The organism is Bradyrhizobium sp. CB2312, from assembly GCF_029714425.1.
In the GTDB taxonomy this organism is placed as follows: Bacteria; Pseudomonadota; Alphaproteobacteria; order Rhizobiales; family Xanthobacteraceae; genus Bradyrhizobium.
In genome coordinates this window covers 743,749-767,050 of the sequence record NZ_CP121668.1, presented here as the reverse complement: position 1 = coordinate 767,050, position 23,302 = coordinate 743,749, and the positions used below count along the sequence as shown (strand labels likewise).

The following is a 23,302-nucleotide window of genomic DNA, read 5'->3' as shown; positions in this document are numbered from 1 at the left end:
CGCGCCATGCTTGTAGCCAGCCTCCTTGCGGCTCCAATGCTCGCGGCTCCGGCCCCGGTTTCGGCTGAAGGCCTGTTCGACTTCTTCTTCGGCGGCCTGCAGCAGCAACGGCCGCAGCGTGAGGTGCCGCAGCAGGCGAACTCCTACTCCGACCCCTTCACCGGCCAGCAGAACGCCGCAAACCCGCAATATGTGCCGCCGACACGCTCGGCCGCAGCCGGCGGCTCCGGCCCGGCGTTCTGCGTGCGCAGCTGCGACGGCAAATATTTTCCGCTGATGCGCGGCCTCGCCTCGCCCGCCCAGATGTGTCAGGCATTCTGTCCCGCCAGCACGACCAAGGTCTATTTCGGCTCCTCGATCGATGGGGCCTATTCGCAAACGGGCGAGCGCTACGCCGACAGCGAGAACGCATTCGCCTATCGCAAGGCGCTGCGATCGGACTGCACCTGCAACGGCCGCGAGCCGGTCGGCCTCGCGCCGGTCGATCTCGCGCTGGACTCCTCGCTGAAGGCCGGCGACGTGATCGCCACCAGCGACGGTCTCGTCGCCTATACCGGCATCCGCGTCGGCAACGACCAAGCTGCGGACTTCACGCCGGTCGCCTCCTATCCCGGTCTCACCGCGCAGGTTCGCGCCCGCCTCGGCGAGATGAAGGTGGCGCCGGTGCGGGCCGAAACGGTGTCGGCGGCGGATGCGCCGGCTCCGGCCGAGATCGTGCGCGAGGCGCTGCCTGACGTGACGGTGCCGAAAACGCAGGCGAAGCCGGCAAAGCGGGCGGGATTGGATTAGGTCCCACCTGCATCCAAGTCGTCATTGCGAGCGCAGCGAAGCAATCCAGAAATGCCCCCGCGGAGGCATTCTGGATTGCTTCGTCGCTTCGCTCCTCGCAATGACGAAGGTTGGGGCACTACCTCCCGATAATCACCCCGTCACATTCGGCGCGGCCAGGTATTTCTCCTCGATCGCCGCGCGCGCAGCGGCGCGGTTCTCGGCCGTCAGCAATCCGCGCTTCTCGGCCAGAATCATCCAGCAGAACCCCCACCAGTCCGTCAGCATGCCGGCCTCGTCCACGAGGTCGTAGCCCTGCTCGGCCGCGAAGATGCGCGCATGCGCTTCGTCCAGCGTATCGAGGAACAGATGATCCTCAGGCGAGAACAGCTCGTCGCTGATGTCGTCGATGGTGTAGCCCCAGATCGACTGGCACACCGCGTTGAACTCGCGATCGAACTGGTCGTGATCGACGGCAAAGCGCCGCGCCGTCTGATGCAGCCGCGACAGCGAGCGCGCGAAATCGGCGATGCGGGTGAGGGCAAACTGATCGAAGGCAATGTTGGACATGTAGTCCTCGCAGAGTCTGACAGACGCTAGATATTGTGTCGGCAATGCGCCGAATCACAATGATATATCAAAGACTTGCTAAAGTGTTCTTAATTTGTTCCAGCGCAGTGGCAATGCTGTGCGGGGTCGCCCGAAATGCTGGTGCTCGAATCCCCGACTGCGGATGCGGGAATCGAAAGGGGCCGCCTTGCGACGACCCCTTGCCGGTTGCAATTCTTGTTCGGGATGCAAAATTCCAGCCCCGGCGGAAACCAAGTTAGAGGTCGCAATCGACTTCGGCGACTCCGGATAAATACCGAACGTAGCGCTGTCCCAATTTTCGGTTGGCGAAGTTAGGGAACTCAATAACAGCGCGAGGCCGCGATCGCATGGACGCGGCGGTCGCCGAGCAGATGCGCGACGAAGCCGTTCTTCGGAAAAATTTTTGCGAACGCCGCATCGCGGATGCTGAGGCCGCCGGCGTAGGCACCGAACGCCGGCATCACGGCGCGCATCCCGTCGCTGGCGAAGCAGCGGCGCTCCATCGAGCGGCCGCGGGCGGAGACGCGCGCCTTGGGATGCAGGTGACCGGCGATCTCGCCATGCGCGCCAGTCGGCTCGTGGCGGAAGGTGATCGGGCCGATCGCGACTTCATCAGCAACGGTGCCACCGAGATCGCGCGGCAGCATCGGATCGTGATTGCCTGAGATCCAGATCCAGTCGCGGCCGGTCTGGAGCGCGGCGACGGCATCTCGGTCATCCGCCGACAGGCGCTCATGCGCGGTGCGATCGTGAAAACTGTCGCCGAGCGCGATGACCGTGCGTGGGTTGTGGCGGGAGATGACAGCAGCGAGACGGCTCAGCGTGGCCAGCGTGTCGTAAGGCGGCAGCAGTACGCCGCGTATCGCGAAGCTGGAGCCTTTTTCCAGATGCAGATCGGAAACGACCAGCAAGCGCTGCTCTTCCCAGAACAGCGCGCCGGAGAGATCGGCGTGGAGCGAGATGCCGGCAACGTCCACGTGGCGCGTGTTTGTCACCGAAAATGCGACTTGCTCCGTCATGGCCGGGCATAGCCGTTCGAAGAACGGCGTCGCTTCCGCTCGCCTATGCCCGGCCATCCACGTTCTTGCCGCTGCAAGGAAGACGTGGATGCCCGGGTCAAGCCCGGGCATGACGATGTGGATGGGGTTGCGCGCCTCACTGGGAAGATTCTCTACGACATCGCCTCTTTGACGAGCTCGTCGGCGGCCTCCGCCAAAAGCTCGTCTGCAGCTTCGCCATAGACTGACTCGCGGCCGATTTCCAGCATCACGGGGACGGCGAGCGGGGAAACGTGGTCGAGTTCCCGGTGGGTGATGCGGCCCTGGATTCGGGCGAGCATGTCGCCGAGACGACGCAGGTCGAGCAGGCCGGTGGCGGCATCGGCGCGGGCGGCGCGCAGCAGGACATGGTCGGCCTGATGTTTCCGCAAGACGTCGTAGACGAGATCGGTCGAGAACAGCACCTGACGGCGGCTCTTCTCTTCGCCGGTGTGGCGGCGCGCGATCAGGCCGGAGATGATGGCGCAGTTGCGGAACGTGCGCTTCATCAGCGCGGATTCGGCGAGCCAGGCCTCGAGGTCATCGCCGAGCATGTCGGGGGCGAACAGCGCGTTGAGGTCGATCCGGCCGTCCCGGATCATGAAGGAGAGATCGCCGAGCCCCCAGATCGCCACCGCATATTCGTTGGCGACGAAGCCGAGCGGCCGGGCACGGGCGCGCTCCAGCCGGCGCGTCAACAGCATGCCGAGCGTCTGATGCGCGAGGCGGCCTTCGAAGGGATAGCAGACGATGTAGTGCTTGTTGGCACGCGGAAAGCTCTCGACCAGAAGCTCGCGCACGGCGGGCACGCGCGAGACGTCCTTCTGCAGCGACAGCCAGTCGCGCACCTGCTCCGGCAAGCCGCCCCACGCACGGCCATCGTCGAGCAGGCGGCGGACGCGCTCGGCGAGATAGGTCGAGAGCGGAAACTTGCCGCCCATATAGGACGGCACCTTAGGGTCCTTGTCGTGCGCGCGCGAGACATAGACCTGGTCCTCGACCAGGGTCTCGTAGCGCACCACCTCGCCGCTGAACACGAAGGTGTCGCCGGGGCTCAAGCCCTCGATGAAGGCCTCCTCGATCTCGCCGAGCAAGCGGCCGCCGCGCGCGATCACGCCGGTCGATCCGCCTGCTTTTCCATGGCCGCCGCCACGCGAGCGCACCAGCCGCACCTTCAGCATGTCGTCCTCGACGATCGTGCCGACATTCATCCGGTAGCTCTGCCGCACCTTGGGATTTGCGACGCGCCAGCGGCCCTCCTTGTCCTGCTTGATGCGGGCGAAGCGCTCGTAGGTCTTCAGCGCGTAGCCGCCGGAGGCAACGAAATCGACGACGTCGTCGAAATCCTGCCGCAGCAGATTTGCGTAGGGCGCGGCGGTGCGGACCTCGGCATAGAGCTCGTCGCTGAAAAACGGCTCGCCGCAGGCACAGCCGAGCACATGCTGAGCCAGCACGTCGAGTGCGCCGGTGCGAAGCGGCGGCGTGTCCTGGGCATTCTCGGCGATGGCGTCGATGGCGACGCGGCACTCCAGCACCTCGAAACGATTCGCGGGGACCAGCACGGCGCGCGAGGCCTCGTCGAGACGGTGATTGGCGCGGCCGATGCGCTGCATCAGGCGCGACGATCCCTTGGGCGCGCCGATATTGACGACGAGATCGACGTCGCCCCAGTCGACGCCGAGGTCGAGCGAGGAGGTGCAGACCACGCCGCGCAGGCGCCCCGCCGACATCGCGTCCTCGACCTTGCGGCGCTGCGCGACGTCGAGCGAGCCGTGATGCAGCGCGATCGCAAGGCCGTCGTCGTTCATGCTCCAGAGATTCTGGAACAGCATCTCGGCCTGGCTGCGGGTGTTGACGAAGACCAGCGTGGTCTTGTTCGCCTTGATCAGCTCGTAGATCTCTGGAAGTGCATGGCGCGCGCTGTGGCCGGCCCAGGGCAGGCGCTCGCGCGTATCCAGCATCTCGACCTCCGGCGGCGCCGCACCGCCGGCGACGACGATGTCGGCGGCGACCTCCTTGCCTTCGGGCTGCGGCAGCAGGAAGCGCGCGAGCTGGTCCGGCTCGGCCACCGTCGCCGACAGGCCGATCGCGCGCATTTGCGGCGCGAGGCGCCAGAGGCGCGCAAGGCCGAGCGAGAGCAGATCGCCGCGCTTGGAGGTCACCAGCGCGTGCAGCTCGTCGAGCACGATGCGCTTGAGCGAGGAGAACAGGAACGGCGCATCGTCAGAGGAGAGCAAGAGCGCAAGTTGCTCGGGCGTCGTCAGCAAAACATCCGGCGGATAGCGCCGCTGGCGCTGGCGCCGCGATACCGGCGTGTCGCCGGTGCGGGTCTCGACCTTGATCGGCAGCCCCATCTCGGCGATGGGACGCTCGAGATTGCGGGCGATGTCGACGGCGAGCGCTTTCAGCGGCGAGATGTAGAGCGTGTGGAGGCCGCTACTGCGCTGCACAGCGCGGCCGGTGGAAACGAGAGCTTTCGATGAAGCCGCGGGCGCGGCACTCAGCTCCACCAGCGTCGGCAGAAATCCCGCCAGCGTCTTGCCGGCGCCGGTCGGCGCGATCAAGAGCGCGGACCGGTCCTCGCGTGCCTTCTCCAGCAGCGCGAGCTGATGCTCACGCGGCGCCCAGCCGCGCGCCGCGAACCATCTCTGGAAGCGGTCGGGCAGCAGCGTGGCCGGCTCGGCCGGGATTTTGAGGATGCGGGGCGGCACGGCATCACAGGTAAGCCGTGAGGGTGGGTTCGTCGAGGGGGGGGGGGGACCCGTAGGGTGGGCAAAGCGAAGCGTGCCCACGCCGTCGTCGTCGGGGAAAATGGTGGGCACGGCGCTATGCGCCTTTGCCCACCCTACGGCATCCCGGTTGTGGAGAGACCCTACTCCGACATCGGCTTGTCGGAGATGTCCCAGTCCTTGCCGCTGAAGGTGGAGATGAACAGGGTCTTCATCGGCGTGTAGTCCTCGGGCGTGTAGCTATAGGTCACGCCGTCGAGGAAATAGGGCGAGTGGAAGCCCGCGAGCGTCGAGGCCTGCTTCAAGACGTTGGCGCGGGTGAGGTCGTCGCCGCAGCGGCGCAGGATCTCGCCCATGGTCACGGCCTGGCCATAGCCGGCGAAGGCGATGGTGTTATCGGGATCGATCGTCGGCATGTACTTCTTGCGCAGCTCCTCGAAGGCCATCACGTCGGGGTCCTTCTCCCATTTGGGCAGGCCGACCTCCTTGTTGTAGCGGATGGCGACGATGCCGGTGGCGTTCTCGAGGCCCGCGGCGTTGAGAATCGAGCGGCCGGTCGAGCCCGCCGACAACAGCTGCAGCGGCTTCCAGCCGAGCTCGGCCACTTTACGGATCGACTGCGACGACGCCTTGCCGGTGGAGATGTTGTAGAAGACGTCAGCGCCCGACTTCGAGAGATTGATGAGCTGCGAGTCCACGGTCGGCTCGGTGAGATCGTAGGTCTGCTCCATGATCACCTGCGCGGTGCCACCGGCATCAGCCAGCACCTTCTTGAAGGGCCCCAGGAAGTCGCGGCCGAAATCGTCGTTCTGGTAGAGGATGCCGATCTTGGCGTTCGGCTTCACCGCAACGACGTGCCGTGCCAGGATGCGCGCCTCGGTCGGATAGAGCGGCAGGCCCGCCATCGTCCATTTGAACTCCTTCGGGTTGTTCCACTTCGAGGCGCCGGTGTTGAGCAGCAGCTGCGGCACGCCCTTGGAGTTCAGGTATTTGTGCACGGCGGTCTGCGGCGCGGTGCCGAGCGAGCCGTAGAGCGCCAGCACCTCTTCCTGCTCGACCAGCCGCCGCGTCGCCTCGACGCATTTCGGCGCGCTGTAGGCGTCGTCCATGGTAAGGAATTTGATCTTGCGCCCGTTGATGCCGCCCTTCTCGTTCAGCATCTGGAAATAGGCTTCGCCAGTGCGGCCGAGCACGCCATAGAGCGAGCCGGGACCGGAATGCGGCACGGTCTGCCCGATCTTGATCTCGGTGTCGCTGGCACCCGCATCGTATTTCTTCTCCGCGGCCCAGACATACGGCGCGGGCAAGGTGGATGCGGCGATGGTGGCGAGCGCGCCGGCGCTGAAATCGCGCCGCGATGGATTCTTGGTCATTGTTGTTTTCTCCCTGGTGCGCGCATTGTGCTGGGAAGGCAGCATCGCTCGCAAGTGGGAAGTCGTCGCTTTGCGACGCAATGACGCTTAAATTGCCGCGGAAGCAGCGCCTAAGACTCAAGTTTTTCGGCGACGATGACGAGGCCGCGCACCGGCTCATTGTTCTCGTTGCGCGGCGATGCCGGCTCCAGCGTCAGCAGCTTGAGTCCGGTTTTCGCAATCGCGCCGCGCACATATTCCGCCGAATGGGCATAACGCAGACCTTCGCCGAGCACGATGCCGCTGCCGTCATGCGTCTCCAGCGTGAAGGCAAGCACGCCGCCGGATACGAGAACGCGCTTGGCTTCGCTCAGCACAGCCGCGAGATCGGAGAGATAGACGAACGCGTCCGCGGCGACGACGAGGTTCGCGCTCGCATCAGGCTTGCCACGCAGGCCTTCGATCATGTCGGCGACTTCGAGCTCGGCATAGAGCCCGGTGGCGCGCGCTTCCTTGATCATGCCGGGCGAGAGATCAATGCCGGTGAAATGATCGACCTGCTTGGCGAAGGCCGCGGCCGCGAGCCCGGTGCCGCAACCGAGATCGATGGTGCGCTTGAAGAAGGCCGGCTTCTTCGCGGCGACGCGGGCGGCCAACACTGCCTTGAAGATCAGCGCGGGAGCGCGATAGCCGAGATCGTTGATCAGCGCGTGCTCGAAGCGCGGCGCATACTGGTCGAACAGCGCCTGCACATAGGCTTTCGGCATCTCCGCCATCTCGGTGTCGCCGAGCCGCATCAGATGCAGGCCGGCGCCGTGCTGATCCTCGGGGTCGGAATCGCGCGCTTTCCGAAACGCCGCGATCGCCTTGTCGCGCTCGCCGAGCTGGAGACGGATCTCGCCGAGCGTGAACCAGGCTGAGGTGAAATTGGGTGCAAGCTCGATCGCCTGCTCCAGGAGGTCGGCGGCGGCGGGAAGGTCGCCCTTGAGCTGGAGGTCGCGCGCGAACTCGAAACGGCGGTCGGCCATGAGATCGCCGGAGGTCAGGAACAGGCGCAGGGGCATTGGAGGAACCGATTGTCATTGCCGGGCTTGACCCGGCAATCCATCAAAAAAAGGACTGTTTAGGGAGATGGATGCGCGGGTCAAGCCCGCGCATGACGGCTTAATTTGGAGCGACCGCTCCCTATATGACAACCATGCGTCCACAAGACATCCTGCTGCCAGCTGCTGCCGGCCTGTGCTGCAAGCCCGGCGGCTTCCATATCGATCCTGTCCGTCCCGTCGAGCGCGCCGTGATCACCCACGGCCATTCCGACCATGCCCGCGCCGGCCATGGCGCCGTGCTGGCGACGCAGGAAACGCTCGACATGATGCGGCTGCGCTATGGCGAGAACTTTGCCGGATCGACGCAGGCCATCAGCTATGGCGAGGAGATCCGGCTCGGCGACGTCAGCGTCAAATTCCACCCGGCCGGCCATGTTCTGGGCTCGGCCCAGATCGCCGTAACCTGCAAGGACACCTGCATCGTCGCTTCCGGCGACTACAAGGACGCGCCGGATCCGACCTGCACGCCGTTCGAGCTCGTGCCCTGCGACGTCTTCATCACCGAGGCGACGTTTGGCCTGCCGGTGTTCCGGCATGGCGATGCAGCCGATGAGGTGAAGAAGCTGCTGGCCTCGGTCGCGCTGTTTCCAGAACGCGCGCATCTCGTCGGCGCCTATTCGCTCGGCAAGGCGCAGCGCGTGATCGCGCTGCTGCGGCAGGCCGGCTTTGACGCGCCGATCTATCTGCATGGCGCGATGGAGAAGATCACCGAATATTACCAGAGCCGCGGCATCGACCTCGGAGAGCTCAGGCCGGTGAAGGGCATGAAAAAGGCGGCACTCGCCGGCACCATCACGCTGGCGCCGCCCTCGGCGACGTCAGATATCTGGACGCGGCGATTTCCCGATCCCGTCACCGCCTTCGCCTCGGGCTGGATGCGCGTGCGCGCAAGGGCGCGGCAGGGTGGCGTCGAATTGCCGCTGGTGATCTCCGACCACGCCGACTGGGATGGTCTCACCGCGACAATCAAAGCGACCGGCGCCGGCGAGATCTGGGTCACCCACGGCCAGGAAGACGCGCTGGTGCACTGGTGCAAGACGCAAGGCCTCCGCGCGCGGCCGCTCGATCTCGTCGGCTATGGCGACGAGGAGGAGAGCGAGGCGCCGACTGCCGACGAGGCCGAAGCATGAACCGCTTCGCCGAGCTTCTCGACCGCCTCGCCTACGAGCCCGGCCGCAACAACAAGCTGCGGCTGATCACCAGCTATTTCCGCGAGGTCGGCGATCCCGACCGCGGCTATGCGCTGGCCGCACTCACCGGCGCGCTCAGCTTCAAGCATGCCAAACCGGCGCTGATCCGGGATCTCATTGCAGCACGCACCGATGAGGTGCTGTTCGGGTTGAGCTACGACTATGTCGGCGACCTCTCGGAGACGGTGGCGCTGATGTGGCCTCGGCGAGTGCTTGGTCATGACGAGTCTTTTCCGGGCCACCCCTCTCCCCCGCCCTCCCCCACAAGGGGGAGGGAGCGCAGTTGCGTGCGCGGCGGCGGACGGATTCGACGACCGAGAGTGATTTAGCAAGTAATAGAGATACAACTCTCTCCGTTCCCTCCCCCCTTGCGGGGGAGGGTCAGGGAGAGGGGTACCGCGGGCGAGATGCCAGCGATCCACTCCACCCAAGCAACCACAACAATCCACCTCCCCCAACCCTCACCGAAGTCGTCACCACGCTGCGCACGCTCGGCAAGACCGAGTTGCCGAAGCAGCTCGAACGCTGGCTCGACGAGCTGGATGAGACCGGGCGCTGGGCGCTGCTGAAGCTCGTGACCGGAGCGCTGCGCATCGGCATCTCCGCGCGCCTCGCCAAGACAGCAGCCGCTGCGCTCGGCGACAAGGACCCGCACGACGTCGAGCTGATCTGGCCGGGGCTCGCGCCGCCCTATCTCGACCTGTTCGCCTGGCTCGAGGGCCGCGCCGAAAAGCCGGTCAATCGCGATCCCGCCCCGTTCCGGCCGGTGATGCTGGCGCACGCGATCGAGGACACCGATTTCCAAAGCCTCGATCCCGCCGACTACATCGCCGAATGGAAATGGGACGGCATCCGCGTGCAGGCGGTGGCGGGCCGCGACGACCGCGGCCACATCACCGCGCGGCTCTATTCGCGCACCGGCGAGGACATCACCGGGAGCTTTCCCGATCTGGTGCCGTCGCTGCATCTGCCGGGCGCGATCGACGGCGAGCTATTGATCCTGCGCGAAGGCCGCGTCCAAAGCTTCAACGTCCTGCAGCAGCGCCTCAACCGCAAGGTCGTCTCGCCAAAGCTGATCAAGGAGTTTCCGATTCATTTGCGCGCCTACGATCTGCTCGGCGACGACGAGAACGATCTGCGCGAGCTGCCGTTCGCGGAGCGGCGCGAACGGCTGGAGACCTTCATCAAGAAGCTGGACGATCCCCGCATCGATCTCTCGCCGACCGTTCCTTTTGAAAGCTGGGCCGCGCTCACCGCGGCACGCGCCGATCCGGCAAGCGCCGGCGCGGGCGAAGACGCGGACGCTGTCGAGGGCGTGATGCTGAAGCGGCGCGATGCGCCTTATCTGCCGGGACGGCCGAAGGGCCAGTGGTGGAAGTGGAAGCGCGATCCGCACATCATCGACGCCGTGCTGATGTATGCGCAGCGCGGCCACGGCAAGCGCTCGTCCTATTATTCCGACTACACGTTCGGCGTCTGGACCGAAGGCGAGGCCGGCGACGAGCTGGTGCCGGTCGGCAAAGCCTATTTTGGCTTCACCGACGAGGAACTCTTGCAGATCGACCGTTTCGTCCGCCGCAACACCACGGAAAAGTTCGGCCCCGTGCGCCACGTCGTGCACGAGGCGGACAAGGGCCTGGTGCTGGAGGTCGCGTTCGAGGGCCTGCAGCGTTCGCCGCGGCACAAATCCGGCGTCGCCATGCGCTTTCCCCGCATCAGCCGCCTGCGCTGGGACAAGCCGCCGCGAGAGGCGGACAGGCTGGAAACGCTGGAGAAGATGCTGAAGGCGGACGAATCCCTACCAACAATTAAGGTTGCGGCCTCCGCCGACGGCCATTGACGGGGAAAGCCGGGTTCCCCATGTGCCTCGCCGTGCCGTATAATGGGGTCGAATCCGCCCGAGGAGTTAGCGATGGTCCAAGACGTCAGAGATTTGCCGGCCGGCCGCGGCGACGGTCTGCACCGCTTTCTCGGCGGCTCGCCGCTGGCGGTCGCGTTTCGGCTGGTCCTGCTCTCGATCCTGGTCGGCGTCGTGCTCGCCGCGATCGGCTTCGATCCCTGGAATATCATCTACAGCATTCGCCTCCTGTTCCAGCGACTGTGGGATCTCGGCTTCGATGCCGTGAACTGGCTGTGGCGCTACTTCCTGCTCGGCGCGGTCATCGTGATCCCGATCTGGCTGCTCTCGCGCGTGTTCGGCGCGCCGCGCGGCCGGTAACGCCTTCTGGAATGCGCGGCCGGCGCAAGCACGCCATGCCGGCCGCGATGGTGCATTGGACACACAGGTCGGCTACACGCAGCTGACATGCACGCACCCGTTCCCCTCAAAATCGGCAGCCGCCAGGTATTTGCCATCGCCGGTCCCGCGATGGTCGCGAACCTGACGACGCCGCTGATCGGCGTGGTCTCGACCACGGCGATCGGGCGGCTCGACGATGCCGCCCTGCTCGGCGGCGTCGCGATGGCCTCCGTGATCTTCGACTGCCTGTTCTGGCTGTTCGGTTTCCTGCGCATGAGCACGCTCGCCTTCACCGCGCAGGCGCTCGGCGCGGGCGAGACGCGCGAGCAGACCGTGATCCTGGTGCGCGGCTTCATCGTCGCAGGGCTGATCGGCGCGGCGCTGATCGCGCTGCAATCGCCGCTGGCCGCCGTGCTGTTCGACCTGATGGGCGGCAGCGCCGGCGTCACGCACGCGGCAAAGACCTATTTCATGATCCGGATCTGGTCCTCGCCATTCGCTTTCGCCAACTACGTCATCCTCGGCTGGCTGGTCGGGCAGGCCCGCGCCAATCCGGCGCTCGCGCTCCAGGTCGTCATCAACCTCATCAACATGGCGGCGACGATCCTGCTGGTGCTGGTCTACGACACCGGCATCGCGGGCGCGGCGATCGCCGCGCTGCTGTCCGAGGGCATCGGCTTCGCGCTCGGCATCGTCGTTTGCCGGCGCTATGCGCATGGCGGCTTCGCCGTTCCCCGCGCAACGCTGTTCGACCGCGCCAAGCTGATGCGGATGCTGGCGGTGAATTCCGACATCCTGGTCCGCACCGCGGCGCTGATCACCGTGTTCCTGTTCTTCACCGCCAAGGGCGCGCGTGCCGGCGACGTCACGCTGGCGGCGAATTCCGTGCTGAACAACTTCCTGCTGGTCAGCGCCTTCTTCCTCGATGGCCTCGCCAATGCGGCCCAGCAGCTCTGCGGCCGCACCTTCGGCGCGCGCGATGCCAAAGGCTTTGCGGATTCGACCCGGCTGGTGCTCTCGTGGGGCCTCGGCTTCGCGATGGTCGTCGCGGTGGTATTCGCGCTGTTCGGGCAGAACATCATCAACTTCATGACCGCGAGCGAGGACGTGCGCCGCGCCGCGCGCGACTTCCTGCCGTTCATCGTGCTCGCCCCGATCCCCGGCGTGTTCGCCTTCGGCTTCGACGGCATCTATGTCGGCGCCACCTGGGCGCGCGAGATGCGCAACCTGATGCTGGCTTCGCTCGCGATCTTCCTCGGCACCTGGCTGGCGCTGCAATCGTTCGGCAATGCCGGGCTGTGGTGCGCGTTGATCGCGTTTTACATCGCGCGTGGCGGCTTGCAGGGCGCGCGGTATCCGGCGCTGTATCGGGCGACGTTTTCTAAACCGTAGCTCTCGTGTCCCGGACGCGGCGCAGCACGCAGTGATGCGACGCAGAGCCGGGACCCAGCAGCCTGTGGGCCCCGGCTCTGCAGCGCACCGCTGAAGGAGCGCTGCGCTGCGTCCGGGGCACGAGACCGAGCTACATCCCCGGCCAGTCTTCCGCCGTCAGCGTCGCCGCATCGGCACCCACGATCTCCGACAGCGAATCCCGCCCCGTCCGCAGCAGCGTCGAGGTGAGGTCGCGCTTGATCTCGTCGACGAGGCCGAGGCCCTTGTAGACCAGCGAGGAATAGAGCTGGATCAGGCTCGCGCCGGCGCGGATCTTCGTCAGCGCCGCACCGCCCGAGTCGACACCCCCGACGCCGACCAGGGGGAATGCGCCCTCGACCCGCACATAGGTCTCCGCGACCATGCGCGTCGACAGGCGGAACAGCGGCCGGCCCGACAGCCCGCCCTGCTCCTTGGCGCGCATCTCCTCGCGCAGCATGCTCGGCCGCGCGATGGTCGTGTTGGACACGATCATGCCGTCGACCTTGCGCGCGCGCGCGACCTGCACGACGTCGTCGAGCTGGGCAAGGCTGAGGTCCGGCGCGATCTTGAGCAGCACCGGCGTATCGCCGGCCTTCTGCCGCACCCGCTCGCGCGCATCGATCACCCGTGCGAGCAGATCGTCGAGCAGCGCGCCTTCCTGAAGATTGCGCAGGCCCGGCGTGTTCGGCGAGGAGACGTTGACGGTGAAGTAGCTCGCGACCGGCGCAAAGGTCTCGATCAGCTTGACGTAATCGCCGACGCGGTCCGGCGAATCCTTGTTGGCGCCGACATTGACGCCGACGATGCCGCCATGCTGTGCGCGCGCGGCGAGCCGGCGCAGCGCAGCCTCCGCGCCGTCATTGTTGAAACCCATGCGATTGATGACGGCCTCGTCGCGCTCGAGGCGAAACAGCCGCGGCCGCGGGTTCCCTGCCTGCGGCTTCGGTGTGACCGAGCCGATCTCGACGAAGCCGAAGCCGAGCCGCAGCAGCGCGTCGGGCACCTCGGCGCTCTTGTCGAAGCCTGCGGCCATGCCGACCGGATTGGGAAAGTTGAGGCCGAAGGCGCGCACCGCGAGCTTGGCATCGTCCGGGCGGGGCTTGACCGGCGGCAGGAAGCGCAGGCCCTGGATGGCGAGGCGATGCGCATCCTCCGGATCGAGCCAGCGCAGCACCGGCAGCGAAAAAGCGTCGAAGGCGCGGATCACGGGAGAAGCTCCGGTGTGTCGTGGCCGCCATCGGAGCGCATGTTGAGATTCGTCACCGCGATCACGGCGCCGAGATCGAGGTCGCCATAGAGATGCGGAAACAGCTCGTCATTGCGCGAGCGCTCCCAGCGCAATTCGCTGCCGAGCGCATCGCCGTCGACCTCGACCAGGAACAACGCACGCTGCCCGAAATAATGCTTGCGCAGGGTCTCGGGAACCTGGGAGGCCGTCGAGAAATGGATGAAACCGTCGCGCGCATCGTCCGCGCTACCCCGGTACACGCCCTGCCGTTCCGCCTCGCGCCAGGCCGAGGCCGGACAGATTTTGTAGATCTTGACCACCGCTTACGCAGCCCTGTTTGCTCTTTGAGTCTTTTGAGTTTTTTCGTCTCTTGGGGGTCGTTCGAAACCCGGCGCGACCGTAAAGGCGCCCCCATCCGAACTCAAGAGTTAGCCACCGCCTCTTGCGCGAAAAGCGGAAAACCGGTTGATTTGCGGACAGTTTTCCTGGGTTGCGACGGGCTGGACCTTCGATGGTCAGGCAGGCCAAAGCGCAGAGGATACTGACTCACGACCAGATCTGGGTCGCACTGGATCGGCTGGCGGAGCGCGCCGGCCTGTCGCCCTCGGGCCTTGCCAAACGCGCCGGGCTCGATCCCACCACCTTCAACAGATCCAAGCGCGTCACCGCCGACGGCCGCGAGCGCTGGCCCTCGACCGAATCGATCGCGAAGGCGCTGGCGGCGACCGGAGCTTCGATCGACAGCTTCGCGAGGCTGATCGGCGACGAGCCGGGCGAGGACCGGCTCGTCCCGCTGCTCGGCTTCGCGCTGGCGGGCGGGAGCGGCGCCTTCGACGAATCAGGCTTTCCATCCGGCAAGGGCTGGACCGAGGCCGCGCTTCCCAATGCCGAAGACGGCCACAGTTTCGCGCTGGAGATGTCCGGCGATGCGCTTGCGCCTGTGTATCGCGACGGCGACATCATCCTGGTCTCGCCCGGCGCGCCGATCCGCAAGGGCGATCGCGTGGTGGTGAAGACGAGGGCGGGCGAGGTGACGGTCGCAACCCTGACACGCCGCACGGCGAAGGCGCTGGACTTGCAGCCGCTCGATGCGACGCAGGGCGAGCGCACGCTCGCGACGAGCGATATCGCGTGGATCGCGCGGATCGTGTGGGCGAGCCAGTGATGGCGTCGTGACCGCACCATGACACCGGCCGCATCTGCCGCGGCGACCTTGCGACTCACCACCCCTCTCGCTTAGGTTGCGCGCGCTTTGCCGATCAAATTCATCTCAGGGGGAATATGATGAATCGCCGTCACGCATTGAAAGCGCTCGCGGGTCTCGCGCTGTGTCCGCTCTGCAAGCCAGGCTTTGCCGCCGAAGGCGAGCATTGGAGCTATGAGGGCGCTGGCGGTCCGGCCAAATGGGGCGATCTCGACGCGGCCAACAAGGTCTGCGCGGTCGGCCTGCAACAATCGCCGATCGACATCGAAGCGACGATCAAATCGCAACTGCCGGCGCTGAAGCTGAACTGGGGCAAGAGTGCCGACACCATCGTCAACAACGGGCATACCATCCAGCTCAATTTCGCCGAGGGCAGCACGCTTCTTCTCGGCGACGTCAAATACAAGCTGCTCCAGGTCCACTTCCACCGGCCGAGCGAGCACATGATCGGCGGCAAGAATTTTCCGATGGAGGCGCATTTCGTCCACCGCAACGAGGCCGGCGGTCTCGCCGTGGTCGGCGTGCTGATGACCGAGGGCAAGCCGAACGCGGCCTTCGGCAAGATCATCAAGACCATGCCGGCGGCGGAAGGCCCCGCGGTGAAAGCCGACGCCGGCATCGATCCGCACGCCATGCTGCCGCAGAAGCTCGGCTATTTCCGCTATTCCGGCTCGCTGACGACTCCGCCCTGCGCGGAGGTGGTGGACTGGCTGCTGCTCGCCGATCCCATCCAGGTGGCCGCCAGCGATGTCGCGGCGTTCGCAAAGCTCTATCCGATGAACGCGCGCCCGGTGCAAAAAGACAACCGGCGCTTCGTACTGCGGTCGATTTGAGCTTTGGCTCCAACGAATGCTGTCGTCCCGGCGAACGCCGGGACCCATACCGCGTGATCCGTCGGAGAGCGGCGGTCTTCGTACCAACGTAATCGCAACTACGAATCTTCGCCTAACTTCTCCCTGTGGTTATGGGTCCCCGCCTTCGCGGGGACGACGATGGAGCCTCTCACGCGCTCCGCGCCAGCGCGCCGTCGATCATATTCACCGCGTTCTGCACGCCGTACACCGCGACGAAGGAGCCGAAGCGCGGGCCCTTCTCCTGGCCGAGCAGCACCTGGTAGAGCATGTTGAACCAGTCGAGCGTGACGCCGGGACGGCCGTCCTTGCCCTTCTTGACCTGGTCGAGGAAGGGCTCGCGGCGGCCGATCTCGTAGACGACGTTCTGGATGTCCTCGGCCGAGGCGTCCTGCGGTAGCTGCGACAGCGCATCGCGCAGGTCCTGGAGCGCGGCGCGCTCGGTGTCGGTCGGCGTGCGGAACTGCTTCGTCGGCGCGACGAAGTCGCGATAATAGTTGATGGCGTAGCCGACCATCGCATCGAGCTTCGGATGCGTCTGCGGGCTCACGCCGGGACGATAGCGGCCGATGAAGCCCCACAGCGTCTCGGCATTCTCCGCATTCGACGACGACACCAGCGTCAGCAGCAGCTGGAACGTGACGGGCATGTCGCCCTGCGGCGGCTTGCCGTTGTGGATGTGCCAGACCGGATTGCCGAGCTGCTGCTTGCCGTCCTGCTTGGGAAAGCCATCAATGAATTGCTGATAGTCGTCGACCTGGCGCGGGATGACGTCGAAGAACAGCCGCTTTGCCGCCTTCGGCTCGCGGTACATGAACAGCGAGAGCGATTCCGGCGAGGCGTAGCGCAGCCATTCGTCGATGGTGAGGCCGTTGCCCTTCGACTTCGAGATCTTCTGGCCCTTCTCGTCGAGGAAGAGCTCGTAGTTGAAGCCCTCGGGCGGCGTGCCGCCGAGCGCCTTGGCGATGGCGCCCGACAGCTTCACGGAGTCGATCAGGTCCTTGCCGGCCATCTCGTAATCGACGCCGAGCGCGACCCAGCGCATCGCCCAGTCGGCCTTCCACTGGCATTTTATGTTTCCGCCGGTGACGGGGATTTCAACTTCTTCGTTTGTATCGGGATCGACATAGGTCACCGTGCCCGCCGCAACGTCGCGGCGGATCATCGGCACCTGCAGCACCACGCCGGTGGTCTTGCTGATCGGCAGGAACGGCGAATAGGTCGCGCGGCGGTCGGGGCCGAGCGTCGGCAGGATGATCGCCATGATCTTGTCGTAGGCGGCGAGCATCTTGAGCAGCGTCGCGTCGAAGCGGCCGGATTTGTAATAGTCGGTCGAGCTCGCGAACTCGTAGTCGAAGCCGAAATGATCCAGAAACGCGCGCAAGCGCGCGTTATTCGCCGCGCCGAACGAGGGATATTCGTTCGAGAAGGGATCTGGCACGGCCGTGAGCGGGCGTCCGAGATATTGCGCGAGCAGATCCTTGTTCGGCACGTTGTCCGGCACCTTACGCAAGCCGTCCATGTCGTCCGAGAACGCGAGCAGGCGCGTCTTGATCTTGTCTTCGGTGAGCACGCGGAAGGCGTGGCGCACCATCGAGGTGCGCGCGACCTCGCCGAACGTGCCGATATGCGGCAGGCCGGACGGACCGTAGCCGGTCTCGAACAGCACCTCGTCCTTCGGGCTTTTCTTCAGCCGCGCGACAATGGCCTTCGCCTGCTCGAACGGCCAGGCGTTGGATTGTTCGGCGAGCGCACGCAGGTCGCTCGGGTTCGCGGCAAGATCGATAACGGACATCAGAGGCCTCCGGGCCGCGGAAAATAGCGATTTCCGGGCAGAATGCAATTTTGTGGGCGGTGTAGCCTCTCGTACCGTCATTGCGAGCGAAGCGAAGCAATCCAGACTGTCACTGCGGAAACAATCTGGATTGCTTCGTCGCAAGGGCTCCTCGCAATGACGGCGGAGGGAGCAGCGACAAGACTAGAACGGGCTCACCGAGAAATAGCGCAGCCACAGATCGGTGTAGCGGCCTTTTTCCCAGACGCGGAACAGGGCCCAGTTCAGGGCCTGGCGCAGCACGTCGTTGCCCTTGCGGACGGCGATGCCGATGCCCTCGCCGAAGAAGCGGCTCTCGACGAAGGGGCCGCCGGAGAAGGCGCAGCAATCGCCGGAATCGGTGCCGTTGATCCAGAACGCCAGCGAGATGGCATCGCCGAAGATGAAGTCGACCTCGCCCTTGCGCAGCGCGGCGCGCAGCGCATCGTCGTTGGGATAGGCGTGCAGCTCGGCGTCGGTGAACATCGCTTTCAGATAGGCTTCATGCGCGGAGCCGGCGATGACGCCGACCTTCTTGCCCTCGAGATATTCCGGGCGAATCTCCGGCATCACCGCATCCTTGCGCGAGGCGAAACGCGCTGGCACCCGGTAATAGGGATCGGTGAAATCGACGCGGGCGCGCAGCTGCGGGCTCACCGCCATCGAGGCGATGATGGCATCGCCCCGGTTGGAGGTGAGCGCGTCGACCAGCGTCTCGAAGCGGCGCATCTGCACCGTGCAGGTGACCTTGATCTCATCGCACAGCGCGCGGGCAAGATCGACGTTGAAGCCGGCCGGGTTGCCGTCGGCGCCGGTGTAGTTGAACGGCGGATAGTCGGTCTCGGTCAGAAAGCGGATTACGGTCAGGCGCGACAGGTCCGGCCGCTCCGGCCGCCGCCGGGGGTCCCAGAAACCGGGCACGGCCTGGGGGGCCGCCTGAGGCGCGACCTGCGGCGCCGCCTGTGGGGCAGCCGGGGGCTGCTTGGCCGGGGCCTGGGCCTCGGCGGCCGGCAGGCCCGCGAGCAGGCTGACGGCGGCGGCCAGTCCGAGCAGGGCGTGGCGCACGATTTTGGACGGTTTTGCCTGTCGCGACGGGGCCATCGGCGGGAAAGTAATGAATTTCATTGGGATCGGAGGGCCTTATAGACCATCCCGCCGGGAACGCGAGCGCCGATTGTGGGATGGGTAAAGGTCTCCGTCATGCCCGGGCTTGTCCCGGGCATCCACGAATTTTCCCCACCCAGCTCAAGAACGTGGATGGCCGGGACATAGGCGAGCGGAAGCGACGCCGTCCTTCGGACGGCTATGCCCGGCCATGACGATGTCGGAGCAGTTGCGCCCGGACGAAGTCTCTAGAGATACCGCTTCAAATCCGCCGCGGCCTCTTCCGGGGTCCGCTTCAGGTTGAACGGCGAGACGAAGCGACCGTCGCGGTCCATCAGATAGATCAGCGCGGTGTGGTCCATGGTGTAGTCGCCGTCCTTGGTCGGGACCTTCTTGGCATAGACCCGGTAGGAGGTGATTACCTTGGCGGTCTCGGCGGGATCGCCGCTGAGGCCTTCGAGATGCGGGTCGAAGCTCGACAGATAGTCCTTCATCGTCGCCGGCGTGTCGCGCTCGGGATCGACCGAGATGAAGACGGCGTTGACCTTGTCGGCGTCCTTACCCATCGCACGCAGCACTTCCGAGATCTCGAACAGCGAGGTCGGGCAGACATCGGGGCAATGGGTGTAGCCAAAGAAGATCAGGGTCGGCTTGCCCTTCAGGCTCTTGTCGGTGACGGCCTTTCCGTTCTGGTCGGTGAGCTGGAACGGGCCGCCGATCGCAGCCGGCTGCGCCACCTTGCTGACCCCGCCCATGGCCCAGAACATGATCAGGAGCCCGAGGACGAGGCTTGCGGCGAAGGCGGTCGCAATCACCAGCGGACGAGCGGTGGAGCTCATGAGCGGAAAACTTCCTGTCGCGGATCAGAAGCAGGCGGCAAAGCCGGTCCTGATCATTTCGAAGAACACCTGGCTGCCATAGTGGAACCAGAGCGCCAGCGCGCCGAGCACGACCAGCCCGCCGGCACCAGCGCCTGCCAAGAGCAGCACGGACGACGTCCGGCCGGCAGTGGACGAATTGTCCTGTAACGGATGTCCCGGATGCAGTGGTTGAGCCATGACAACGATAGGGGCGAAGGCCCCGGTTCCCATGCTTTCAGATAGGCTTTAGCCCGCCTGCGGGCAAGGCGCCGCCAGCAGACAAGGCGCCGCCAGCAGGCAAGACGCCGCTGGCGGGCTCAACGGTCCCATCATGCCTGTGATGTCAGTGAAGCAGCTGGCCCCGGGCCGTCTCGAGCTGGTCCACTTGCGGAAGGGGCCGGCGCGACGGCTTGATCGCCGAGGCCTGCGCGTCCAGATAGCAGGGCTTGTACATGGCCTGGAGTTGCTTGCCCCTCAGGAACAGCATGTGCGGTGTCAGGCCGCCGCGCTGGCTGATCCAGCGCTTCACCTGCGAGGGATACATCGAATAGAGCATCTGGGTCGCTTCGGGATTGGTGATGGCGCGGCCATTGGCGCCAAAATCCCAGGCGGCGTGGAAGCCGAGCGTCGCGCTCGAGGTCACGCAGATGCGGTCGTGCGGGATGGCGCCGAGGACGATGGTGCAGGCCGAGGCGCAGAGGCCGTCGATGATGACCGTCTCGCCCGATTGCCTGAGGTCCTGGTATCTGTCGACGTAGGTTCCAATCCGGCCGCCCCGGTCATCCGCGATGCGGACCACCGCATGAGAAGCTCCCATGCCCACGATCAAGAGAACCGCTGCAAGCAACCCCGTCAGAAACTTCATTGTCCCCCGCCCCGGTCGAATTCGAATCTGCGTGTCAGGTGGTGATGCAGTGCTAGCGTCCGTCGTAACCAAGGTTTTGTCTAGGCAGGCCGGCTCGCTCAAAACAAATTCAAGTCCAGTGTTGCGTCCGGGCTGCACCCGGCCGGTCTCTATCCCAAAGTGGAACAAGTTAACGAGGTCTTACGCGCCACGCCCTTGATCTCAGTTACGACCGCTGGCTTCAATCCGGGCAACTACAGGGGGGAACCTGAAGAGGGGGAAAGCATGGCCCAAGAAACGGACGTCATCGTTGTCGGCGCAGGCCTATCGGGACTTGTCGCCGCAACCGAAATTGCGGACGCGGGCAAGCGCGTGATCGTGGTCGACCAGGAGGGCGAGCAATCGCTCGGCGGCCAGGCGTTCTGGTCGTTCGGCGGATTGTTCCTGGTCGATTCGCCGGAGCAGCGCCGGCTCGGCATCAAGGACTCCTTCGAGCTTGCGATGCAGGACTGGATCGGCACCGCCGGCTTCGACCGCGACGAGGATTTTTGGCCGCGCCAATGGGCAGAAGCCTATGTGGCGTTCGCGGCCGGCGAGAAGCGCGACTGGCTGCGCGCGATGGGCCATCGCATCTTCCCCGTGGTCGGCTGGGCCGAGCGCGGCGGCTATGACGCGATGGGCCACGGCAATTCGGTGCCGCGCTTCCACGTCACCTGGGGAACCGGGCCTGGCATTGTCGAGCCGTTCGAGCGCCGCGCGCGCGAGGCGATGAAGAGCGGCCGCCTCACCTTCAAGTTCCGCCATCGCGTCGACGCGCTCTCCATCACCAACGGCACCGTGGATGGCGTCAGCGGCGCGATCCTCGCGCCTGACAATGTCGAGCGCGGCAAGAGCTCATCGCGCAACGTGGTCGGAGAATTTTCGCTGAAGGCGCAGGCCGTGATCGTGGCGTCCGGCGGCATCGGCGGCAATCATGATCTGGTGCGCGCGAACTGGCCGCAGCGGCTGGGCGAGCCGCCAAAATTCATGATCTCCGGCGTGCCCGAGCATGTCGACGGCCGCATGATCGGCATCACTGAGAAATCAGGCGCGCGGCTGATCAACCGCGACCGCATGTGGCACTATGTCGAAGGCATCCAGAACTGGTCACCGATCTGGCCGCGCCACGGCATCCGCATCCTGCCCGGCCCCTCCTCGATGTGGTTCGACGCCACCGGCACACGTCTGCCGGCGCCGCTGTTTCCGGGCTCGGACACGCTCGGCCAGCTCAAATACATCATGTCGACCGGCTATGATTATTCCTGGTTCGTCCTGACCCAGAGCATCATCAAGAAGGAATTCGCGCTGTCGGGCTCGGAGCAGAACCCTGACCTCACCGGCAAGAGCTGGCGCATGACCTTGCGCCGTGCCACCAACAAGGGCGCACCGGCGCCGGTGGAAGCGTTCAAAAGCCATGGTGTCGACTTCATCGTGCGGGACAAGCTGGACGATCTCGTCGCCGCCATGAACAAGCTCGCGGGCAGCGATCTCCTCAAGCTCGAGCACATCAAGATGCAGATCGAGGCGCGTGACCGCGAGATTGCCAATCCTTACGTCAAGGACGCGCAGGTGATGAACATCCACAATGCGCGCCGCTATATCGGCGACAAGCTGATCCGCACCGCCTCCCCGCACCGCATCCTCGACCCCGCGCAGGGGCCGCTGATCGCGGTCAAGCTCAACATCCTCACCCGCAAGACGCTCGGCGGCTTCGAGACTGATCTCGACTCGCGCGTGTTCGGCCAAGAGGGCAGCGTCATTCCCGGTCTCTATGCGGTTGGCGAGGCCGCCGGCTTCGGCGGCGGCGGCGTGCACGGCTATCGCTCGCTGGAGGGTACATTCCTCGGCGGCTGCCTGTTCTCCGGCCGCAATGCCGGGCGCGCAGCGGCGAAGGCAGTGGGCTAGATCATGCGGCGGTGGATGCGGATCGCAGCACTTGTTGCGGGTCTCACCACCGCCCCGACTGCGTTCGCCGACACCATCGACGTCAACGGCGTGATGCGGTCCTACACCGTGCAACTGCCGGCCAAACGCGCCGTCCCGCTCGTCGTCGTGCTGCACGGCAAGACCCAACGCGGCGCCGACATGATCGCGCGGACGGCATGGCCGCAGGTCGCAAAGCGTGAAGGCTTTGCCGTGGCGTTTCCTGATGGTCTCAACCACGCCTGGGCCGATGCGCGGACCAAGGCGGGACCCGCGCTCCGTGGCCCACCTCCGGGCACGGACGACGTCGCCTTCATCGCAAAGCTGGTCGAGAAGCTGGTGGCGAACGGCACCGCCGATCCGAAACGCGTTTACGTCACCGGCATCTCCAATGGCGGCGCCATGGCGATGACGCTGGCTTGCGCCCGCGCCGATCTGTTTGCCGCGGCCGCCAGCGTGGTCATGAATCTCACCGATGAAGCCGCGGTCACATGCCATCCGTCGCGGCCGCTGCCGATGTTGATCATGAATGGGACCGCCGACCCGCTGGTGCCTTATGAGGGCGGACGCGGATCGAGCTATTTTGCCGCAGACGGGTTCTGGTCGACCGAGGAGACGCTCGCGTTCTGGCGCAAGCTCAATGGCTGCGTGATCGACGACGGCGAAGTAACGGACTTGCCCGGCAGGGAGACCGCAGACCAGTCCACGGTGACGCGGATCTCCTCGCGCTGCCCCAGCGGACACGATGTCGTGCTCTATCGCGTCAACGGTGGCGGCCACCGCATGCCCGGCTTCGCTCCGGATGCGCGCTTCCCAAGGGTCGCGACCGGCCTGCTCGGACCGCAGAACGGCGACATCGATGGCGCCGAGACGATTTGGGCTTTTCTCAGCCAGTTTCATTGAGCGGTGCATGCATCGGCGGCAACGCATGCGTGCCCGGCAACGCATGCGTGCCTGGCAATGCATGCGTGCCCGGGGTGGCACAGCGCAAGGCGCTGGGCTAGACAGGGC

The 23,302-nt window shown here is 65.6% G+C and carries 20 protein-coding genes and 1 pseudogene; 9 read left to right on the top strand and 12 right to left on the bottom strand.

Going from position 1 to position 23,302, the window contains the following annotated elements; genetic code table 11:
• The first annotated feature begins 6 nt into the window (after window positions 1–6).
• The gene (locus QA642_RS03635) at window positions 7–789 is read left to right on the top strand and encodes a DUF2865 domain-containing protein (protein ID WP_283083426.1); all 783 of its coding nucleotides are present in this window, start codon (window positions 7–9) and stop codon (window positions 787–789) included.
• Window positions 790–921: 132 nt separating this feature from the next.
• Here the strand turns inward: QA642_RS03635 and QA642_RS03630 are convergent, their stop codons facing one another.
• The 5 genes from QA642_RS03630 to QA642_RS03610 all read right to left on the bottom strand — a co-directional run bounded on the left by QA642_RS03630 (window position 922) and on the right by QA642_RS03610 (window position 7,541).
• Window positions 922–1,338 (bottom strand): hypothetical protein, encoded by a 417-nt coding sequence (locus QA642_RS03630; RefSeq protein WP_283083425.1) that lies wholly within the window; start codon window positions 1,336–1,338, stop codon window positions 922–924.
• 341 nt (window positions 1,339–1,679) lie between these two features.
• Entirely contained in the window at window positions 1,680–2,378 is a 699-nt protein-coding gene (pdeM, locus tag QA642_RS03625) for a ligase-associated DNA damage response endonuclease PdeM (protein ID WP_283083424.1), read from the bottom strand.
• A gap of 152 nt (window positions 2,379–2,530) precedes the next feature.
• On the bottom strand, window positions 2,531–5,107 hold the full coding sequence (locus tag QA642_RS03620; RefSeq protein WP_283083423.1) for a ligase-associated DNA damage response DEXH box helicase: 2,577 nt from the start codon (window positions 5,105–5,107) through the stop codon (window positions 2,531–2,533).
• A 161-nt stretch (window positions 5,108–5,268) separates the two neighbouring features.
• Window positions 5,269–6,498, bottom strand: a complete 1,230-nt coding sequence (locus QA642_RS03615) for an ABC transporter substrate-binding protein (protein ID WP_283083422.1) — start codon at window positions 6,496–6,498, stop codon at window positions 5,269–5,271.
• A 110-nt stretch (window positions 6,499–6,608) separates the two neighbouring features.
• Window positions 6,609–7,541: a methyltransferase domain-containing protein gene (locus QA642_RS03610; RefSeq protein WP_283083421.1), complete on the bottom strand. Its 933-nt coding sequence runs from the start codon at window positions 7,539–7,541 to the stop codon at window positions 6,609–6,611.
• Between the two features lie 134 nt (window positions 7,542–7,675).
• Between QA642_RS03610 and QA642_RS03605 the strand changes: the two genes are divergently transcribed.
• The 4 genes and pseudogenes from QA642_RS03605 (at window position 7,676) to QA642_RS03590 (ending at window position 12,404) form a co-directional block, all read left to right on the top strand.
• Complete coding sequence (locus QA642_RS03605; RefSeq protein ID WP_283083420.1) at window positions 7,676–8,713, top strand: ligase-associated DNA damage response exonuclease; 1,038 nt, start codon at window positions 7,676–7,678, stop codon at window positions 8,711–8,713.
• Window positions 8,710–10,613, top strand: a pseudogene (locus QA642_RS03600) (ATP-dependent DNA ligase). Before QA642_RS03605 ends, QA642_RS03600 begins: the two are co-directional and overlap by 4 nt.
• 72 nt (window positions 10,614–10,685) lie before the next feature.
• Window positions 10,686–10,991, top strand: a complete 306-nt coding sequence (locus QA642_RS03595) for a DUF6460 domain-containing protein (RefSeq protein ID WP_283083419.1) — start codon at window positions 10,686–10,688, stop codon at window positions 10,989–10,991.
• An 87-nt stretch (window positions 10,992–11,078) separates the two neighbouring features.
• A complete protein-coding gene (locus tag QA642_RS03590; RefSeq protein ID WP_283083418.1) occupies window positions 11,079–12,404 on the top strand; it encodes an MATE family efflux transporter in 1,326 nt (441 codons plus the stop codon).
• Between the two features lie 130 nt (window positions 12,405–12,534).
• Here QA642_RS03590 and QA642_RS03585 read toward each other — a convergent pair whose 3' ends face one another.
• Together QA642_RS03585 and QA642_RS03580 are read right to left on the bottom strand one after the other, a co-directional pair.
• Window positions 12,535–13,632, bottom strand: coding sequence for a quinone-dependent dihydroorotate dehydrogenase (locus QA642_RS03585; protein WP_283083417.1), 1,098 nt, complete (start codon window positions 13,630–13,632; stop codon window positions 12,535–12,537).
• Entirely contained in the window at window positions 13,629–13,973 is a 345-nt protein-coding gene (locus QA642_RS03580) for a DUF952 domain-containing protein (RefSeq protein ID WP_283083416.1), read from the bottom strand. Before QA642_RS03580 ends, QA642_RS03585 begins: the two co-directional genes overlap by 4 nt.
• Before the next feature lie 191 nt (window positions 13,974–14,164).
• On the opposite strand from QA642_RS03580, the gene QA642_RS03575 reads away from it, so the two are divergent.
• On the top strand, window positions 14,165–14,818 hold the full coding sequence (locus QA642_RS03575; RefSeq protein ID WP_283083415.1) for a helix-turn-helix transcriptional regulator: 654 nt from the start codon (window positions 14,165–14,167) through the stop codon (window positions 14,816–14,818).
• Window positions 14,819–14,937: 119 nt separating this feature from the next.
• Window positions 14,938–15,690, top strand: coding sequence for a carbonic anhydrase family protein (locus QA642_RS03570; protein ID WP_283083414.1), 753 nt, complete (start codon window positions 14,938–14,940; stop codon window positions 15,688–15,690).
• Window positions 15,691–15,859: 169 nt separating this feature from the next.
• Here QA642_RS03570 and QA642_RS03565 read toward each other — a convergent pair whose 3' ends face one another.
• From QA642_RS03565 to QA642_RS03545, 5 genes are all read right to left on the bottom strand, one after another.
• Window positions 15,860–17,503, bottom strand: coding sequence for a lysine--tRNA ligase (locus QA642_RS03565; RefSeq protein WP_283083413.1), 1,644 nt, complete (start codon window positions 17,501–17,503; stop codon window positions 15,860–15,862).
• A 183-nt stretch (window positions 17,504–17,686) separates the two neighbouring features.
• Window positions 17,687–18,622, bottom strand: coding sequence for a transporter substrate-binding domain-containing protein (locus QA642_RS03560; protein WP_283087148.1), 936 nt, complete (start codon window positions 18,620–18,622; stop codon window positions 17,687–17,689).
• Window positions 18,623–18,873: 251 nt separating this feature from the next.
• Window positions 18,874–19,464, bottom strand: a complete 591-nt coding sequence (locus QA642_RS03555; RefSeq protein ID WP_283083412.1) for an SCO family protein — start codon at window positions 19,462–19,464, stop codon at window positions 18,874–18,876.
• A gap of 24 nt (window positions 19,465–19,488) precedes the next feature.
• Window positions 19,489–19,614, bottom strand: coding sequence for a hypothetical protein (locus QA642_RS03550; RefSeq protein ID WP_283083411.1), 126 nt, complete (start codon window positions 19,612–19,614; stop codon window positions 19,489–19,491).
• A gap of 214 nt (window positions 19,615–19,828) precedes the next feature.
• Window positions 19,829–20,350, bottom strand: a complete 522-nt coding sequence (locus QA642_RS03545; RefSeq protein WP_283083410.1) for a hypothetical protein — start codon at window positions 20,348–20,350, stop codon at window positions 19,829–19,831.
• Window positions 20,351–20,614: 264 nt separating this feature from the next.
• Here QA642_RS03545 and QA642_RS03540 point away from each other — a divergent pair, with 264 nt between their 5' ends.
• Together QA642_RS03540 and QA642_RS03535 are read left to right on the top strand one after the other, a co-directional pair.
• Entirely contained in the window at window positions 20,615–22,273 is a 1,659-nt protein-coding gene (locus QA642_RS03540) for an FAD-binding dehydrogenase (protein WP_283083409.1), read from the top strand.
• 3 nt (window positions 22,274–22,276) lie between these two features.
• Window positions 22,277–23,194: a PHB depolymerase family esterase gene (locus QA642_RS03535; RefSeq protein WP_283083408.1), complete on the top strand. Its 918-nt coding sequence runs from the start codon at window positions 22,277–22,279 to the stop codon at window positions 23,192–23,194.
• Window positions 23,195–23,302 lie beyond the last annotated feature (108 nt).

Bases quoted from the DNA above. Each gene is read 5' to 3' on its own strand.
- QA642_RS03635 (WP_283083426.1), top strand. From the start codon at position 7: ATGCTTGTAGCCAGCCTCCTTGCGGCTCCAATGCTCGCGGCTCCGGCC.
- QA642_RS03630 (WP_283083425.1), bottom strand. From the start codon at position 1,338: ATGTCCAACATTGCCTTCGATCAGTTTGCCCTCACCCGCATCGCCGAT.
- pdeM (WP_283083424.1), bottom strand. From the start codon at position 2,378: ATGACGGAGCAAGTCGCATTTTCGGTGACAAACACGCGCCACGTGGAC.
- QA642_RS03615 (WP_283083422.1), bottom strand. From the start codon at position 6,498: ATGACCAAGAATCCATCGCGGCGCGATTTCAGCGCCGGCGCGCTCGCC.
- QA642_RS03610 (WP_283083421.1), bottom strand. From the start codon at position 7,541: ATGCCCCTGCGCCTGTTCCTGACCTCCGGCGATCTCATGGCCGACCGC.
- QA642_RS03605 (WP_283083420.1), top strand. From the start codon at position 7,676: ATGCGTCCACAAGACATCCTGCTGCCAGCTGCTGCCGGCCTGTGCTGC.
- QA642_RS03595 (WP_283083419.1), top strand. From the start codon at position 10,686: ATGGTCCAAGACGTCAGAGATTTGCCGGCCGGCCGCGGCGACGGTCTG.
- QA642_RS03590 (WP_283083418.1), top strand. From the start codon at position 11,079: ATGCACGCACCCGTTCCCCTCAAAATCGGCAGCCGCCAGGTATTTGCC.
- QA642_RS03575 (WP_283083415.1), top strand. From the start codon at position 14,165: ATGGTCAGGCAGGCCAAAGCGCAGAGGATACTGACTCACGACCAGATC.
- QA642_RS03570 (WP_283083414.1), top strand. From the start codon at position 14,938: ATGAATCGCCGTCACGCATTGAAAGCGCTCGCGGGTCTCGCGCTGTGT.
- QA642_RS03565 (WP_283083413.1), bottom strand. From the start codon at position 17,503: ATGTCCGTTATCGATCTTGCCGCGAACCCGAGCGACCTGCGTGCGCTC.
- QA642_RS03560 (WP_283087148.1), bottom strand. From the start codon at position 18,622: ATGGCCCCGTCGCGACAGGCAAAACCGTCCAAAATCGTGCGCCACGCC.
- QA642_RS03555 (WP_283083412.1), bottom strand. From the start codon at position 19,464: ATGAGCTCCACCGCTCGTCCGCTGGTGATTGCGACCGCCTTCGCCGCA.
- QA642_RS03545 (WP_283083410.1), bottom strand. From the start codon at position 20,350: ATGAAGTTTCTGACGGGGTTGCTTGCAGCGGTTCTCTTGATCGTGGGC.
- QA642_RS03540 (WP_283083409.1), top strand. From the start codon at position 20,615: ATGGCCCAAGAAACGGACGTCATCGTTGTCGGCGCAGGCCTATCGGGA.
- QA642_RS03535 (WP_283083408.1), top strand. From the start codon at position 22,277: ATGCGGCGGTGGATGCGGATCGCAGCACTTGTTGCGGGTCTCACCACC.